Below are 15,153 nucleotides of genomic sequence, written 5' to 3'. Positions count from 1 at the left end.
GGGAGGGCCATCCAGGATCAGGCGAGTCGCCTCAGAGGTGGGGCAGGGCGCGGCGGGTGATCAGCTACCCGCCGCGCCCTTTTTCTTTCAGTAGTAGCGATCCACATAGGCCGGCTGCTGCTGCCGACCGGCCAGGCGCCAGTGCTCCTGCAGGGCGGTGTGGACGCTCCTGATGAAGTTGTCGTCCGCCGCCGCCGACTTGCCGACGTAGCCGCCGCCCTTGTTGTAGGTCTTGAAGCGGATGCGCAGGCTGGGATGGCGCTCTTCGAACTGCTCGGGCGTCTCGCCGCCGGGCAGGCGGTCGACGTGCACCGCCCCGCTCTCGCAGACCCAGAGGATGTGGTTGTGGTTCTTGTCCTTGAGCCGGCCGAAGAGTTGCTTGAGATCGTCCAGGCTGGGGTTGTCGTTCAGGTTCATGAGCGTGTCCTCCGCAGTGGCCGTGATCAATGGAACTGGTTCATGGTGTTGTCCTTGCCCGCCGCCTTGAGCGCGGCTTCCCCGGCAAAGTATTCCTTGTGGTCGTCGCCCATGTCCGAGCCGGCCATGTTCTGGTGCTTGACGCAGGCGATGCCCTGGCGGATCTCCTGGCGCTGCACGCCCTTGACGTAGGCCAGCATGCCTTCCTCGGCGAAGTAGCCCTTGGCCAAGTTGTCGGTGGACAGGGCCGCGGTGTGGTAGGTGGGCAGGGTGATCAGGTGGTGGAAGATGCCTGCCTCGCGCGCCGCATCGCGCTGGAAGCTCTGAATCCGCGCATCGGCCAGGCGCCCCAGTTCGGTGTCGTCGTAGTCCACGCTCATCAGCTTGGCGCGGTCGTAGGCGGAGACGTCCTTGCCCTCGGCCTGCAGGGCGTCGAACACCTGCTGGCGGAAGCTCAGGGTCCAGTTGAAGGAGGGGCTGTTGTTGTAGACCAGCTTGGCATTGGGCACGACCTCGCGGATGCGGTCGACCATGGCCTTGATCTGGCCGACGTGGGGCTTCTCGGTCTCGATCCACAGCAGGTCGGCACCGTTCTGCAGCGAGGTGATGCAGTCCAGCACCACGCGATCCACACCGCTGCCGGCACGGAACTGGAACAGGCCGCTGGCCAGGCGCTTGGGCCGCAGCAGCTTGCCGCCGCGGCTGATCAGCACATCGCCGTTGCCCAGCTGGCTGGCGTCCACCTCATCGCAGTCGAGGAAGCTGTTGTACTGGTCACCCAGGTCGCCCGGCTGCTTGCTCACGGCGATCTGCTTGGTCAGGCCGGCGCCCAGGGAGTCGGTGCGGGCGACGATGACGCCTTCGTCCACGCCCAGTTCGAGGAAGGCGTAGCGCACGGCGTTGATCTTGGCCAGGAAGTCCTCGTGGGGCACCGTGACCTTGCCGTCCTGGTGGCCGCACTGCTTCTCGTCGGAGACCTGGTTTTCCAGCTGGATGCAGCAGGCGCCGGCCTCGATCATCTTCTTGGCCAGGAGGTAGGTGGCCTCGGCGTTGCCGAACCCGGCGTCGATGTCGGCGATGATCGGCACCACATGGGTTTCATGGTTGTCGATCTTGGCCTGGATGGCGGCGGCCTTGGCGTTCTCGTCGGCGGCGCGGGCGCCGTCCAGCTCGCGGAACAGCATGCCCAGCTCGCGGGCGTCGGCCTGGCGCAGAAAGGTGTAGAGCTCTTCGATCAGCGCCGGCACGCTGGTCTTCTCGTGCATGGACTGGTCCGGCAGCGGGCCGAATTCCGAGCGCAGCGCGGCGATCATCCAGCCGGACAGATAGAGGTAGCGGCCTTTCGTGCTGCCCAGGTGCTTCTTGATGGCGATCAGCTTCTGCTGCCCGATGAAGCCGTGCCAGCAGCCCAGCGACTGGGTGTAGGCGCTGCTGTCGGCGTCGTAGGCGGCCATGTCCCGGCGCATGATGGCCGCGCAGTGGCGGGCGATGTCGAGACCGGTCCTGAAGCGATTCTGCAGGCGCATCCTCGCTGCGTACTCCGGATTGATGGCGCTCCAGTGATTGCCGGTGCTGTTCTTGAGGGCGGCGATGGCCTGAACGTCGTTCTCGTAAGCGGACATGAGTCGATCCTTCTCGATGAGGTTGGCTTGGGTACCAGTCTTTTCCCAACGTCCGGCAGCGGGATGGCGGTTGCCACCCGGATACCGGTCGCGAAGGCGAAAGGTCAGCCCAGCTGTCGAGTCATGTCGCCGTACGTTCCTGCATGGATCCGGACGTCACCTCTGGCGACGCTGCCTCGAGCAGCGCGGCATTTCAGTCGTCTTCTCTTGTAGTGCCTCTTGAGCATCACTACGCAAGACGGCCCGAGGGTCACCCGGAGCCCAGGCGCGACCCGCATGGATAGGGGGTTCGCGTCCGGTGCAGCTAGAGATTTGCAGGAGACAAGGGCGTCGTCAACTCAGTTTTGTAGTGCTTTCGTATAGTCACTACAAAAGTCGTAGACGCGGCCGGGAGCGGGTTTGGGGCGTCTATTGCTGACTCATGGGTCGCCGATGAGGGCAAAACAGGGCCGCAAGCCACGGCGCTGGCCGTGACCCTGCGGTCACTCAAAGGGTGAGCCGGCGGCCTCCGGTCGCCCCTCCTGGTGAGGGGCGGCGGTGCGGGAAGAGGGCGGGACTTGCCGGTCAGTGCCGACGAACGGTAAGTCCCCTCCTGCCTTAGGACGAGGTAGCGGCGGTGAGACCGGTCAGGGTATCGGCGATGTCCTTGGTGCGGTGGGAGGTCTGGGCGGTGAGGCGACCGGACTCGCGCAGGACGGCGAGCAGCTCCTGCAGCGAACCCACGTCCTGGGCCTGGCCGGCGATATGGGCACCGACCTCGCTGATGGCGCGCGACAACTGGTCGATGTCGGCGCCGATCTCGGCGGCGTTCTTGTGGGTGATGGCCGCCAGGTTGCGCACCTCGTCGGCCACCACCGCGAAGCCGCGACCGCTCTCGCCGGCGCGCGCCGCCTCGATGGCCGCGTTGAGCGCCAGCAGGTTGGTCTGGCCGGCGATCTGCTGGATCACCTGGACGATGGACTGGATGCGCAGACTCGACTGGCTCAGCTCGTTGGCGCTGCGCACCACGTCCTCGGCCTGTTCGGTGAGGTGCTGCACGGTGCTGTCGGCCTGGCGGGTGACCTCGCCCTGCTGCAGGATATTGCCCGCCAGATCGTCCATGCTGCTGTGCAATTCGCCGGAGTAGTGCCGCAACTGCTCGCCGATCTCCTGGCGACTCTGGTGCGCCTGGCGCAGCACCTGGCCAAGGTCGGCGAGGCCGCCGAACACCGCCTGGATGGAGTCGTCGAGGCCCTGGGCATCCACCACACCCGTGAAGTTCTGCCGCTTGAATTCGTTGATCTGGTTGACCACCACCTGGCTCAGACCGGCCAGCTTCTTGATCTGCCGGCGCAGGAAGAAGGCCTTGAACTCGCCGTAGTGGGCGGCGAAGTTGTCGACGTAGTCGTCGCGGAAGGGCGCGCCCTCCGGGGTACGGAAAAAGAACACCGCGGTGAGCGTCTGGTTGAGGTTCAGGCCGAGGATCTCGCCAAAGGTGGAAAAGCCCACCACCGGCGTCTGGCCGAACACCTCGCCCATGCGCGGCAGCTCGGCGCCGTTGTTGGCGCGGCGCAGGATGCAGTCGTTGAGCACGCCTACCAGCGGGGTGCCGCTCTTGCCCTGCAGGAAGCGGGCGAAGTCCTCGCGGGTGGCGTCCACCAGGGAGGTGCGCTTGACCATCACCAGCTCTTCGCCGGGCGCCACGTCGCAGAACAGGTGGATGCGCTCGCGCTCGTAGTCGATGCGGGCGATGGAACGGACGAACAGCTCCTCGCCCACGCGGATGGCGAAGGAATAGTCCGCCAGGCGCTGCGCCAGCTGCTCGGCGCCGCAGCTCAGGGCCTCGCAGAGGGCCGCCACCATGCTCTTGATCTGGCCGCGGCTGTCGACCACCTGGCTGATGTAGCGCTCTTCCAGGGAGGCGGTGAGGACACTGAGGCTGAGCGGCGTGGCGCTGAAATTCTGGCTCTTGAACACCCCGAAGCGGGTGTTCCGGGCCATCTTCAGGAAGACCAGCTGGGCATGGTTTTCATAGGCCTTGCGGCCATCGTGCAGCAGCGTCTGGCGGAAGTCGCCCTTGCCGCCGGCGGAGCCGCCGACGAACAGGCAGGGAAAGCGGCCGGACTCGTACAGCGCCTCCATGAAGAAGGATTCCGAGGCGGACAGGCCGTCGAACAGCACGAAGGCCAGGGTATCGCGGTGATCGATGGGCGTGCGCACCTGCAGGCGCTTGAGCGACTCGGTCAGGCGGGCGAGGCGCTCCTTCATGCTGCGCCGCGGTCCGCCACGGCGGATGTCCTCGCTGTCCAGCGGCACGTGCACCACCTCGGCCGAGGCGATGACCGAGGCGTCGAAGAATTGCAGCACCAGCCGGTCCCAGGCGCCGTCGGCGGCGCAATACAGGCGCTGCTCGCTGCCGCAGAGTTCGCCGGAGGTGGTGCACAGGCTAATGGATGCGCCGGGAAAGCGCCCCGCCAGCTGCCGGGCGATGGCGTTCAGGTCCAGGTGCGGCGAAACGAAGCCGGCGATATAGGTGGGCTTGAGGGCGACGCCGCCGAGGCGGTCGCCGAGTTCGCGAGCGGAGCAGGTCAGGCTGAACACGCCGCTACCGCCCTGGCGGGCACGCGCGCCGAAGCGTTGCAGAAACCCCATGATTGTTCCTCTTGTCTGGCAGGCTGGGAAAGGGAGCTCACCCAGGCATCGGCGCGTTTGCCGGTGGCTTGATAGGGGTGTGCGCCCAGGCCGCAGGCGACCGGGCGCAACGGATCAGGGGTGCGGCAGAGGCCGGGGCTCTGGCATGAGCCTTGGCGTGATAACGAGCGTGCGCATGACCCCGAGGTCGCCCGCAGCGAGGCGACCGGTGGTCATGGCTGACGCCGGAAGGCGACTAGTCCTGTTCGCCGTGCTCGGCGATGGCCTCGGCGCCGGTCAGCTGGCGGGTCTGGTTGGCGAAGCAGTACCAAGCCGGCTTTTCCTCGATGAAGATCTCGCTGTCCAGCAACCAGTCGCTGCCCTCGAGCAGGCCCACCGGAATGGCGTAGTACGGCTCGGCCTTGAGGCGGTAGAACAGGTGGGTGCCGCAGTGGCGACAGAAGCCGCGCTCGGCCCAGTCGGACGAGGCATGGACGGCCAGGGCATCGCCACCGCCGATCACTGGTGGCTGAGCACAGTCCACTGCCAGCAGCGGGCCACCGCTCCAACGGCGACAGGTCCGGCAATGACAGGCCGAGACGGCAAGGCTGTCGAGGCGACAATCCAGCTGGACGGCGCCGCACAGGCACTGACCGTGACGTTCGAGGGGAAGGGACATGGCACTATCCTCGTGAGACAGGAGGTCTGCAGGATAGCCGGTTGGGCGCAGGGAAGGGAGGTGCCCCCGCTGCGAGCGGGAGCACTGGCGCGATCAATCTTCGCGGCTGGTGACTTCCACCAGGTGATAGCCGAACTGGGTCTTAACCGGACCCTGGACTTGGTGCAGCGGGGCGCTGAACACCACGGTGTCGAATTCCTTGACCATCTGGCCCGGACGGAAGGTGCCCAGGTCACCGCCCTGGCGGCTGGAGGGGCAGCTGGAGTTGTCCTTGGCCACCTGGGCGAAATCGGCGCCCCCTTCGATGGCGGCTTTGAGTTCGTTGCACTTGGCTTCGCTGGAAACCAGGATGTGGCGGGCAGAGGCTTTGGCCATGGGAGAGACTCCTGTTGAATGAGCCGGCGAGCCTACTCCAATCACCCTTGCAAGCAAACTGCCATCCGTTCCTCGGCTGGCCACCGGTCTGGCTTGCGCCCTGGATTCAGGCCGGGTACATAGCGCTTCCGTCTTTTCCGGATCCGCTCGCGCATGTCCCGTTTCCCCGCCTTGTCCCTGTTGCTGACCACGACCCTGCTGACCCAGGCCGCCCTCGCCGCGACGCCCGAGGAGGCGCGTCTGGTCAGTCTGATCAACGCCTATCGCGCCGCCCCCCAGGGCTGCCCGGGTACCCGCGCCGCGGCGCCGCTCGCCGCCGACAATCGCCTGGCGGCAGTGCGCCTGACCGGTCGCGATCGGCTGCAGGGCGATCTGCGCGCCGCGGGTTATCAGGCATCGGCGGTGCAGGTGATCATGCTGGCGGGCGCCCCCACCGCCCAGGCGGCCATGGCCGGACTGCGCCAGCAGTATTGCCGGCCGCTGGCCAGCAGCGACTATGCGCAGATCGGGGTGAGTCAGCAGGGTCCGCGCTGGCAGCTGGTGCTGGCGCGTCCGGTGGTGAGCGCCGGCCTGGGCGACTGGCAGAGCGCTGGCAAGGCGGTGCTGGCCGAGGTCAATCGCGCCCGGGCCCAGGCGCGCACCTGCGGCACCCGCCGTTTTGCCGCGACCACCCCGCTGCGCTGGAATCCGGCGCTGGCCAATGCCGCCCTGGCCCACAGCCAGGACATGGCCGGTCGCGACTACTTCTCCCATACCGCCCCCGGCGGCGGCACCGTGGCCGAGCGGGTGGGCAAACAGGGCTACGGCTGGACCCGCATCGGTGAAAACATCGCCGCGGGCGCCGGTTCGGTCAGCCAGGCCATGCAGGGCTGGCTGGCGAGTCCGGGCCACTGCGCCAATCTGATGAATCCGGAATTCACCGAAATGGGCGCGGCCTATGCCCTGAATCCGCGGAGCACCCACAGCCTCTACTGGACCCAGGTGTTCGGTCGGCCGCGCTAGGCTCTGTACGAAAAGTGCCTGCACTCGGTGATGCGTCGTTGAAAACGCCTTCGGAATGCTCATTTACCACTCGTAAACTCCGCTTCCTCAGGCTTCTTTTCGCCTCGCCTGACCTTCGCTCGGCGACCTTTCGCGCAGAGCCTAGGTCGGGTACTCGGCGATCTCGATCAGATTGAGGTCGGGATCGCGGACATAGACGGAGCGAATCGGTCCGGTGGCGCCGGTGCGAGCCACCGGGCCTTCGATGATCGGCCAGCCCTCGCGCTGCAGATGGGCGATCACCTGGTCCAGCGGCTCCCGGGCGATGAAGCAGAGGTCGAGGGCGCCCGGCACCGGCAGGTGCGCCTTGGGTTCGAATTCGTGCCCCCGCTCGTGCAGATTGATCTTCTGGTTGCCATAGCGCAGCGCCTTGCGCCCCGCGCCAAACGTCTCCAGGCGCATACCCAGCACCCGGGTGTAGAAATCCTCGCAGGCGGCGAGGTCGATGGTGGTCAGGACCAGATGATCCAGATGGTCGATCAGCATGGTGGACTCCGCGTCGGGACTGGCGTCCCACTGTGCCAGTCCCGGATGCGGTGCGCCATTACTTGCCGTGGGCCTTGATCCAGCGATTGAGCTGGTCGATTTCCTTCTGCTGGGCCTGGATGATGTCCTCGGCCAGCTTGCGCATCTCTGGGTCCTTGCCGTGCTGCAGCTGATAGCGGGCCATGTCGACGGCGCCCTCGTGATGGGCCAGCATGCCCTTGGCGAAGGCCAGGTCCGGGTCCTTGGCCTTGAGGCCTTCTTCCATGCCCTGGTGCATGGTCTCCATGCTCTTCTGCATGTCCTGGTGGGCCGGGTGCTGGGTCTCGGCGGCCTGGGCGACGCCGCCGGCGAGCAGACTGAGGGCGAGCAGGGTGGAGGAGAGGACGATACGCATGGGGGAGGCTCCTGACTGGGCTGGTGACGCCGAGGCTAGAGCTTGCCCCTGGGGTAAGGTCAATCGTCCGGCGCGTTTCGCTCGGAGCTTCGTCCAGGCAAAAGGTTTCGCGATGTTTTGTCGCAGCGCCAGGCGATCGGCGTGCTGCTCCCGGGTAAAAAAGCGCCACCGATCAGGCGGTTGGCCGCTTCGGCCAGGCGATTGCCGCTGTCAGGCGCAACTGCGGGAGGTTGTGATGGTCCGAATCGACAGCGTAGAATTTTTACTACATTCAATTCCAATCCCTACCTACGGCAGACTTCTCGCTCGCGACCCGGCGTCGCAGGCGGGCCAGGCCTTTGCTCGTGGGTTTTTGTCGTCGGCTTTCTGACCGAGAGTCGCCATCCACCCTTTCGCTCTGGAGTAGAAGACCCCCCATGGATGCTACCGCCGAAGCCCGGAAGCCCAGCTGGTCCGGTGTCATCGCCCTGGCCCTGGCCGCCTTCATCTTCAACACCACGGAATTCGTTCCGGTGGCGCTGCTCAGCGACATCGGGCGCAGCTTCGACATGCGCCCCTCGCAGGTCGGCTTGATGCTGACCATCTATGCCTGGGTGGTGGCCCTGATGTCGCTGCCGATGATGCTCGCCACCCGCTCCATCGAGCGGCGCCGGCTGCTGGTGTTCGTCTTCATCGTGTTCATCGCCTGCCACGGCCTCTCCGGGGTGGCCTGGAGCTTCGAGGTGCTGGTGGCCAGCCGCATCGGCATCGCCTTCGCCCATGCGGTGTTTTGGTCGATCACCGCCTCGCTGGCGGTGCGCATCGCCCCGGCCGGCAAGCAGACCCAGGCGCTCGGCCTGCTGGCCACCGGCACCTGCCTGGCCATGGTGCTGGGCATCCCGCTGGGTCGGGTGCTGGGTGAATTGCTGGGCTGGCGCTACACCTTCGTCGCCATCGCGGCGCTGGCGGTGGGCACGGTGCTCTGGCTGGCGCGCAACCTGCCGCTGCTGCCCAGCGAGAATTCCGGTTCCCTGGCCAGCCTGCCGGTGCTGTTCAAGCGCCCGGCGCTGCTGTGCATCTACCTGCTCACTACCCTGGTGGTGACCGCCCATTTCACCGGCTACAGCTACATCGAGCCCTTTGCCGTGGAGGTGGCGGGCATGGGTGGCATGCAGATCACCGCCTTGCTGCTGCTGTTCGGCGGCTCCGGCGTCATCGGCTCGCTGCTGTTCAGCCGCTACAGCCTGAGATTCCCCAATGGTTTCCTGATCGCGGCCATCGCCGGCATCGCCCTGTCGCTGCTGTTGCTGCTGCCGTTCGCCTGGAAGAGCTTCATGCTGGAAGGTCTGAGCGTCATCTGGGGCATCGCCATCATGAGTTTCGGCCTGGCGCTGCAATCCAAGGTGCTGGCCCTGGCCAAGGACGCCACCGACGTCGCCATGGCGCTGTTCTCCGGCATCTACAACGTCGGCATCGGCGGCGGCGCCCTGCTCGGCAGCGTGGTGGGGACCCATGTCGGCATGCCCTACGTCGGCCTGGTGGGCGGCAGCCTGGCGGTGGCCGGTCTGCTGTTCGCGGTGTTCATGACCCGGCGCTACGCCGAGCAACTCAACGCCAATCCGCTATAAGGCCCGCGGGCGCCTCTTCGGCGAGGCGCCCCGGCCGCGCGACCCGGGGGTCGCGAACTGTCTACCGGGCCGCGTCCGCCAGCCATGGAGCGGCCCGGGGCGAAGCGCTAAGCTGCGGGCACCTGGCGCTCCGGCCAGGCTGCCGGATGCGCTCGCCATGAATCGACTGCTGTTCAATCTCTTCGTCTGGACCAAGGTGCCCATCGCCAAGATCGCCGGCCTGCGCCTGCGCCACCTGGACGATGCCGGCTGCCAGATGCAGGTCACCCATGGCTGGCTGAACCAGAATCCCTTCAAGAGCATGTTCTGGGCGGTGGAGGGCATGGCGGCGGAATTTTCCACCGGCATCCTCGCCGACCGGCACATCCGCCGTTCCGGCAGCCGCTACGCCATGCTGGTCGTGGCCATGAGCGCAACCTTCAGCAAGAAGGCCGTGGGCACCATCGTCTTTCGCTGCGACCAGGGCGCGGCCATCGCCGCGGCGCTGGTGCGCGCCCGGGAGACCGGCGAGCCGCAGCAGGTCGAGCTGCGCAGCGTCGGCACCGACGAAAGCGGTGAGCAGGTGGCGGAATTCTTCTTCACCTGGAGCTTCAAGGCGCGGGCGCCGCTGGGGACGTCCCGGTAGGAGCGACTGTCTTTCTTTATCGCGGCCATGGCGGTCCGCCGATGCGGCCGTTCTGGCTTGGACTATCGCGGCCATGGGCCGCTCCTACAGGAGCATCATTTCCCTGTAGGAGCGGCCCATGGCCGCGATCGGTAGCATGACCCTCGGCGACTCCCGATCCGCTTAACGCCCGAAGCGCCCACCACGCCGCTCGCCGCGACCCTGGCGGCGGCCGCCCTTGCCCTGGCCCTTTTCCTGGCCACGCGGCCGGCGTCGGCGGGACAACTCCCGGGTGATGGCGTCGTTGAGCAGGTCGCGATGATCCTGGCCGCGTTCCAGGGCCGGAAACAGCTCGGGCAGGCTGCGCGACAGGTGCAGATAGGTCTCCACCACGTGCAGGGCGCTTTCCAGTCCGGCGAGATCGGTGCCCATGGGGATGCGCGGCAGATCCACCGGCTCGCCGCGGGCGACGCTGCGCAGCCAGCGCTGGGCCTGGCTGCTGGCCGGGCCTTCCAGGCCGCCACGGATCGGCGTGCAGGCGAAGATCCAGCGCAGCTGGAAGTCGATACCGGGCAGGTCGATCAGCTTGATCCACTCGGCCAGCTCGTCGGGCAGTACCGAGACGAAGGCGTCGCCATAGTTGATGTTGCGATTGAAGGTCAGCCAGGTGCGCAGCAGGCTGGGCTCCTCCATGAACTCGGACAGCGCGCGCAGGTGTTCCAGGCTCGGTCGCACCTGGAACTGGTGCAAATCCACCGGATCGTCCGGGCTGTGGAACAGCCGCTTGATGTTGCGCAGTACGTGGGGCTCCAGCGCGGTGATCTCGCCCTCGGCATGATGACCGAAACGCCCGGCACGCCCACCGATCTGCTTGACCTCCTGCACCCGCAACGGCCGGTTCTCCACCCCGTCGAATTTCTCGTCGGTGTAGAAGCACAGGGTATGGGCCGGCAGGTTGAGGCCCATGCCCACGGCATCGGTGGCGACCATGATCTCGGTCTCGCCTTCGCGGAAGCGCCGCGCCTGTTCCCGCCGCACCTCCGGCGAGAGGGCGCCATAGACCACCGACACCCGGCGGCCGGCCATCTCCAGCAGGCCCTTGAGTTCCAGCACCACCCGGCGGCTGAAGGCCACCAGCAGCGAACCCGGTTCCAGGCGCTCCAGGGTGGTGGCGTGGCGCGCCACCGTGACTGGCGACAGGCGCTTGGTGGGCTTGATCTCCAGGCGGTCCTCGCACAGCTCGCAGAGGGTGCGCAGCGAGGGTTCGATCAGCGCCGGGCCGGTCATCAGCAGGCGCTTGGTGTGGGCGCTGACCAGGGCATCGACCCAGGCCCAGCCGCGCTGCGGATCGGCCAGCATCTGCACCTCGTCGACCACCACCACCTCCCACTGCTGGCGGCGGAAGCGGGCGAATTCCTCCACGGTGCAGCAGAAGTGGGTGGCGCCCGGGCGGATGATCTCCTCCTCGCCGGTGACCAGCGAGCAGGGTACGCCAAGGGATTCCAGGCGCTCCTGATTTTCCAGGGCCATCAAGCGCAGCGGCGAGAGGTAGATGGCATGGGTCACCGCCGCCATGGCCTCGATGGACCTGTGGGTCTTGCCGCTGTTGGTAGGGCCAAGCAGGGCGGTCCAGGTGCGGGTCAGGCGGCGGGCCGGATAATTCTGGTGGTACTGGCCGAAGCGCGGATTGTTTTCCAGCAGCACCGCGAAGGCCATCTTCTCACGCTGCTGGGTCACGGCGTGGCGCAGCGCGCGGCGCAGCTTGTCGGCTTCCAGGCGCATCAGCTCCTGCAGGCGCGGCGTGCCCAGCTGGTGCAGATCGAAGTCCAGGGCATCGGCTTCGCCCACCAGCACGGCGAAACGCTCGCGCAGGTCCGCCTCGGCTTCGGCCCTTAGCGCGGCGACATCGGCGTCACTCAGCAGTCGGCCCTGGTTGGCCGCCAGCCGCCGGGGGATCTCCAGGCGAATGTCCTCGTGGGTCAGCACCACGTTGAATCTCAATTCGTGGCGCGTTTCGTTGAGCACCTCCACCGCCCGCGGCAAAAAGTCGTCCAGGCGGATCAACGCCTGGGGCACCCGCTCCAGCACCCGCTGGCGATCCTCGTCCGCCATTTCGGCGAAGGGCGCCGCCAGGAGGCCGAGCCGCTCGCGCACGGCATTGCCCAGACGCTCGCTGACCGCGGCGGCAAAGGCCTCGGCCGAAGCGCTGTCGGCCAGATTCAGCGCCCAGTGGGGTTCGAGCAATTCGCTCGCCGCGCCGCCGGTAAAGAGCTTTTCGCTGCCGAAGACATCCACCGGATAGCCGAAGGTCTTGCCGGCATTGAGCAGCGTCTGGCCCAGCAGGCTGTCGGGATCGGGCGCGCTGCCGACGGCTACCGCGGTGGCTTCGTCGAGACCCAGCCAGAAGGCCTTGGCGATACGACCCAGGTGCGGCAGGGGATAGCCCGAGTAGGGTTTGAACCAGAGTTCCTGGTGCTGCTGCTTGGCGACGAAGTCGGGATGGGTGCGGCCGGCCCAGTCGAGGAAGCGCTGCAGGCGTTCGAGGCGGCGTTGCTTGCGGAGGCGGTGATCGCTCATGCGGGTAGGGGCTTTCCTTGGGACTATAGGGCATGGGACCCCGGCCAGGGCCACGGGGTCACCCGGAGGCGCGCCATTCGGCAGATAGGGGGCACGTGGCTACGTCGGCGCAGTCTCCATCAGAAGGGTGACGTCTGCTACCCGCTCTTCCTTCTCTGTTCTGGATCACGCTACCCACATGACTTTTCTCGTCTGGGTCGGGGTATTGGGATCGCTGTTGATGATCCTCGCCCTGACCTCCGCCTATCTGCGCTGGCTGCCGGTCACCACCTCGGTGGTCTGCCTGGCCTTCGGCATGCTCATCAGCCCCATCGGCCTGGGCCTGGCCGAGGTCGACTTCCAGCAATCGGCAACCTGGATCGGCCACCTCACCGAGGTGGCGGTGCTCTTTTCGCTGTTCGTCAGCGGCCTCAAGCTGCGCCTGTCCTTTCATCGCTCTTCCTGGCATGGCGCCTATCTGCTGGCCGGGCCGGTGATGATCTTCAGCATCGCCGGGGTCTGCCTGGTCGCCCACTACCTGCTCGGTCTGCCCTGGGGCGTGGCCCTGCTGATCGGCGCCATCCTCGCGCCCACCGACCCGGTGCTGGCCGGGCTGGTGCAGGTCAACCACGCTCAGGATTTCGACCGGGTGCGCTTCGGTCTCTCCGGCGAGGCGGGACTCAACGACGGCACCGCCTTTCCCTTCGTGCTGCTCGGTCTGCTGCTCCTGCAGCATGGCGAACTCCAGTGGGGCTGGACCCTGGAGTGGTTTCTCAAGAATGTGGTCTGGGGCGTACCGGCGGGCCTGCTGCTGGGCTATGCCATGGGCAAGGGGGTCGGGCGGCTGATGATCTTCCTGCGCACGCGGCATGGCGACAGCACCATCTCGCCCAACGATTTCCTCGCCCTGGCGCTGATCGCCCTGTCCTATGTGCTGGCCGACGAGATCGGCGCCTTCGGCTTTCTCGCGGTGTTCGCCGCCGGCCTGGGCCTGCGCCAGGCCGAGGTACAGACCTCTGGTAATGCGGAAACGCCTTCCGAGCAACTGGCGCAACCGGTGATCGGTCACCTCACCGGAGCGCCGGAGCGTGCCACGGTGGCCAACGCCGAGGACATCGAGGAGCCGCGCATGGCCGCCGGGGTGATGATGGGCGACATGCTCGCCTTCGGCAGCCTGGTGGAGCGCTCCTTCGAGGTGCTGCTGGTGACCCTGCTCGGGGTGGTGCTGATCACCCATTGGGACAGCCGCGCGCTGCTGCTGGGCGCCTTGCTGTTCGTGGTGATCCGCCCGCTGGGCGTGGCGAGCATGCTGCCCTTCACCCGCATTGATCGCCACCAGGGTGCGCTGATCGGCTGGTTCGGCATCCGTGGCATCGGTAGCCTGTATTATCTGTGCTACGCGCTCACGCATCAGGTCACGGCCGACTGGGCCGGGACCATCGTCGACCTGACCCTGTCGGTGGTGGCCTTGAGCATCGCGGTCCACGGGATTTCCATCCAGCCGCTGCTCGACCGCTACGAGCGCCTCACTGCCCGTCGCGAGGGCTCGGCGAGACCCTGACCCCGTTTGCGACCTACACCGGAGGACGCATGTACTACGGCGAACGTCTCAATGCCTGGACCCATCTGGTCGGTGCCCTGCTGGCCCTGGCCGGCGCCATTGCCCTGGTGGTACTGGCCAGCCTGCAGGGCGATCCCTGGCGCATCGTCAGCGTGGCCATCTATGGGGTCGCGCTGGTGATCCTCTACAGCGTGTCGACCCTCTACCACAGCGTGAAGGGGCGGGCGAAACGCCTGCTGCAAAAGCTCGATCACCTGTCGATCTATCTGCTCATCGCCGGCAGCTACACGCCGTTCTGCCTGGTGACCCTGCGCGGTCCCTGGGGCTGGACGCTGTTCGGCATCGTCTGGGGGCTGGCGCTGATCGGCATGGCGCAGGAGCTCAAGCCGCGTTCGGAGGCGCGCATCCTGTCGCTGGTGATCTACGCCACCATGGGCTGGATCGTGCTGGTGGCGGTGGGACCACTGCTGGATCGCCTGGGCGGCGAGGGCTTCGCCTGGCTGGCGGCCGGCGGGGTGCTCTATACCGTCGGCATCCTCTTCTTCGTCTTCGACGATCGCTTCCGCCACTGGCATGGCATCTGGCACGGCTTCGTCATGGCCGGCAGCGCCCTGCATTTCGTGGCCATCCTCAGGTACGTGCTGCCGGCGCCCTAGGGCGGTCTTGAGGGGCTCGTCACAGATAGGATGGCCGCTGGCCATCCCTGGCGAACCTCCCGGGGGCGCCCGGGTTCAGAGCTAGCTGAATCCACTCCCCGAGCGTTGCTTTCCCGAAAACCAAGAAAAAGAGGAAGGTGAAACGTGTTCATCCGTCCCAGATCCCTCGTGTTGCTTCTGATACTTGCCTGCACCGCCTGCCAGGAAAAGGACGCCAAGACCGTCGCGGCACCGGTCAAGAAGGAAGCCGGCTTCGAACAGCGCGGCAAGGCCTCCTTCTACTCGCGCAAGTTCCACGGCAAGGAAACCGCCAGTGGCGAGACCTTCAACAACAACGAACTGGTCGCCGCCCACAAGACCCTGCCGCTCGGCACCCGGGTCAAGGTGACCAACCTGGAAAATGATCGCGCCGTGGTGGTGCGGATCAACGACCGCGGGCCCTATATCCGCGGCCGCATCATCGATCTCTCCCGCGCCGCTGCCCGGCGGGTGGACATGGTCGACGACGGCACCACCGCAGTAAAGGTGGAAAAGCTGGAGTAGCG

Annotated in this window: 14 protein-coding genes; 6 read left to right on the top strand and 8 right to left on the bottom strand. The window is 66.7% G+C overall.

The window, feature by feature from the left end:
• Positions 1-87: 87 nt before the first annotated feature.
• The 5 genes from OXS31_RS14955 to OXS31_RS14930 all read right to left on the bottom strand — a co-directional run bounded on the left by OXS31_RS14955 (position 88) and on the right by OXS31_RS14930 (position 5,703).
• Positions 88-417, bottom strand: coding sequence for a hypothetical protein (locus tag OXS31_RS14955; protein ID WP_027601593.1), 330 nt, complete (start codon positions 415-417; stop codon positions 88-90).
• A 26-nt stretch (positions 418-443) separates the two neighbouring features.
• On the bottom strand, positions 444-2,039 hold the full coding sequence (locus OXS31_RS14950) for an isocitrate lyase (RefSeq protein ID WP_267399996.1): 1,596 nt from the start codon (positions 2,037-2,039) through the stop codon (positions 444-446).
• A 597-nt stretch (positions 2,040-2,636) separates the two neighbouring features.
• On the bottom strand, positions 2,637-4,670 hold the full coding sequence (locus OXS31_RS23400) for a methyl-accepting chemotaxis protein (RefSeq protein WP_276591404.1): 2,034 nt from the start codon (positions 4,668-4,670) through the stop codon (positions 2,637-2,639).
• Between the two features lie 235 nt (positions 4,671-4,905).
• Complete coding sequence (locus OXS31_RS14935) at positions 4,906-5,328, bottom strand: GFA family protein (protein ID WP_027598988.1); 423 nt, start codon at positions 5,326-5,328, stop codon at positions 4,906-4,908.
• Positions 5,329-5,421: 93 nt separating this feature from the next.
• A complete protein-coding gene (locus OXS31_RS14930) occupies positions 5,422-5,703 on the bottom strand; it encodes a peptidylprolyl isomerase (RefSeq protein ID WP_007160531.1) in 282 nt (93 codons plus the stop codon).
• A gap of 153 nt (positions 5,704-5,856) precedes the next feature.
• Between OXS31_RS14930 and OXS31_RS14925 the strand changes: the two genes are divergently transcribed.
• Complete coding sequence (locus tag OXS31_RS14925; protein ID WP_027601597.1) at positions 5,857-6,705, top strand: CAP domain-containing protein; 849 nt, start codon at positions 5,857-5,859, stop codon at positions 6,703-6,705.
• Between the two features lie 141 nt (positions 6,706-6,846).
• Here the strand turns inward: OXS31_RS14925 and OXS31_RS14920 are convergent, their stop codons facing one another.
• Both OXS31_RS14920 and OXS31_RS14915 read right to left on the bottom strand, forming a co-directional pair.
• Entirely contained in the window at positions 6,847-7,227 is a 381-nt protein-coding gene (locus tag OXS31_RS14920; protein ID WP_171991250.1) for a VOC family protein, read from the bottom strand.
• Positions 7,228-7,288: 61 nt separating this feature from the next.
• Positions 7,289-7,624: a DUF305 domain-containing protein gene (locus OXS31_RS14915; RefSeq protein ID WP_027598986.1), complete on the bottom strand. Its 336-nt coding sequence runs from the start codon at positions 7,622-7,624 to the stop codon at positions 7,289-7,291.
• 416 nt (positions 7,625-8,040) lie between these two features.
• Here OXS31_RS14915 and OXS31_RS14910 point away from each other — a divergent pair, with 416 nt between their 5' ends.
• Both OXS31_RS14910 and OXS31_RS14905 read left to right on the top strand, forming a co-directional pair.
• Positions 8,041-9,231 carry a sugar transporter gene (locus tag OXS31_RS14910; RefSeq protein ID WP_007160527.1) on the top strand — a complete coding sequence of 397 codons (1,191 nt, stop codon included), beginning with the start codon at positions 8,041-8,043 and terminating at the stop codon, positions 9,229-9,231.
• Positions 9,232-9,388: 157 nt separating this feature from the next.
• Positions 9,389-9,856 (top strand): DUF4442 domain-containing protein, encoded by a 468-nt coding sequence (locus OXS31_RS14905; protein WP_077172360.1) that lies wholly within the window; start codon positions 9,389-9,391, stop codon positions 9,854-9,856.
• A gap of 162 nt (positions 9,857-10,018) precedes the next feature.
• Here OXS31_RS14905 and OXS31_RS14900 read toward each other — a convergent pair whose 3' ends face one another.
• Positions 10,019-12,412 (bottom strand): DEAD/DEAH box helicase, encoded by a 2,394-nt coding sequence (locus OXS31_RS14900; protein WP_267399984.1) that lies wholly within the window; start codon positions 12,410-12,412, stop codon positions 10,019-10,021.
• Positions 12,413-12,590: 178 nt separating this feature from the next.
• On the opposite strand from OXS31_RS14900, the gene OXS31_RS14895 reads away from it, so the two are divergent.
• From OXS31_RS14895 to OXS31_RS14885, 3 genes are all read left to right on the top strand, one after another.
• The gene (locus OXS31_RS14895; protein WP_027598983.1) at positions 12,591-13,952 is read left to right on the top strand and encodes a cation:proton antiporter; all 1,362 of its coding nucleotides are present in this window, start codon (positions 12,591-12,593) and stop codon (positions 13,950-13,952) included.
• A gap of 29 nt (positions 13,953-13,981) precedes the next feature.
• Positions 13,982-14,608, top strand: coding sequence for a hemolysin III family protein (locus OXS31_RS14890; RefSeq protein ID WP_007160523.1), 627 nt, complete (start codon positions 13,982-13,984; stop codon positions 14,606-14,608).
• A gap of 168 nt (positions 14,609-14,776) precedes the next feature.
• Positions 14,777-15,151 (top strand): septal ring lytic transglycosylase RlpA family protein, encoded by a 375-nt coding sequence (locus OXS31_RS14885; RefSeq protein WP_223855457.1) that lies wholly within the window; start codon positions 14,777-14,779, stop codon positions 15,149-15,151.
• Positions 15,152-15,153: the final 2 nt, after the last annotated feature.

The sequence above is a fragment of the Pseudomonas sp. GM_Psu_1 genome, assembly GCF_026544185.1.
Lineage (GTDB): Bacteria > Pseudomonadota > Gammaproteobacteria > Pseudomonadales > Pseudomonadaceae > Chryseomonas > Chryseomonas oryzihabitans.
The sequence above is the reverse complement of the archived record's forward strand: the minus strand, read 5'-3'. Positions and strand labels throughout refer to the sequence as shown.

Coding starts and splice junctions, on each gene's coding strand:
- OXS31_RS14955 (WP_027601593.1), bottom strand. CDS start 417: ATGAACCTGAACGACAACCCCAGCCTGGACGATCTCAAGCAACTCTTC.
- OXS31_RS14950 (WP_267399996.1), bottom strand. CDS start 2,039: ATGTCCGCTTACGAGAACGACGTTCAGGCCATCGCCGCCCTCAAGAAC.
- OXS31_RS23400 (WP_276591404.1), bottom strand. CDS start 4,670: ATGGGGTTTCTGCAACGCTTCGGCGCGCGTGCCCGCCAGGGCGGTAGC.
- OXS31_RS14935 (WP_027598988.1), bottom strand. CDS start 5,328: ATGTCCCTTCCCCTCGAACGTCACGGTCAGTGCCTGTGCGGCGCCGTC.
- OXS31_RS14930 (WP_007160531.1), bottom strand. CDS start 5,703: ATGGCCAAAGCCTCTGCCCGCCACATCCTGGTTTCCAGCGAAGCCAAG.
- OXS31_RS14925 (WP_027601597.1), top strand. CDS start 5,857: ATGTCCCGTTTCCCCGCCTTGTCCCTGTTGCTGACCACGACCCTGCTG.
- OXS31_RS14915 (WP_027598986.1), bottom strand. CDS start 7,624: ATGCGTATCGTCCTCTCCTCCACCCTGCTCGCCCTCAGTCTGCTCGCC.
- OXS31_RS14910 (WP_007160527.1), top strand. CDS start 8,041: ATGGATGCTACCGCCGAAGCCCGGAAGCCCAGCTGGTCCGGTGTCATC.
- OXS31_RS14905 (WP_077172360.1), top strand. CDS start 9,389: ATGAATCGACTGCTGTTCAATCTCTTCGTCTGGACCAAGGTGCCCATC.
- OXS31_RS14900 (WP_267399984.1), bottom strand. CDS start 12,412: ATGAGCGATCACCGCCTCCGCAAGCAACGCCGCCTCGAACGCCTGCAG.
- OXS31_RS14895 (WP_027598983.1), top strand. CDS start 12,591: ATGACTTTTCTCGTCTGGGTCGGGGTATTGGGATCGCTGTTGATGATC.
- OXS31_RS14890 (WP_007160523.1), top strand. CDS start 13,982: ATGTACTACGGCGAACGTCTCAATGCCTGGACCCATCTGGTCGGTGCC.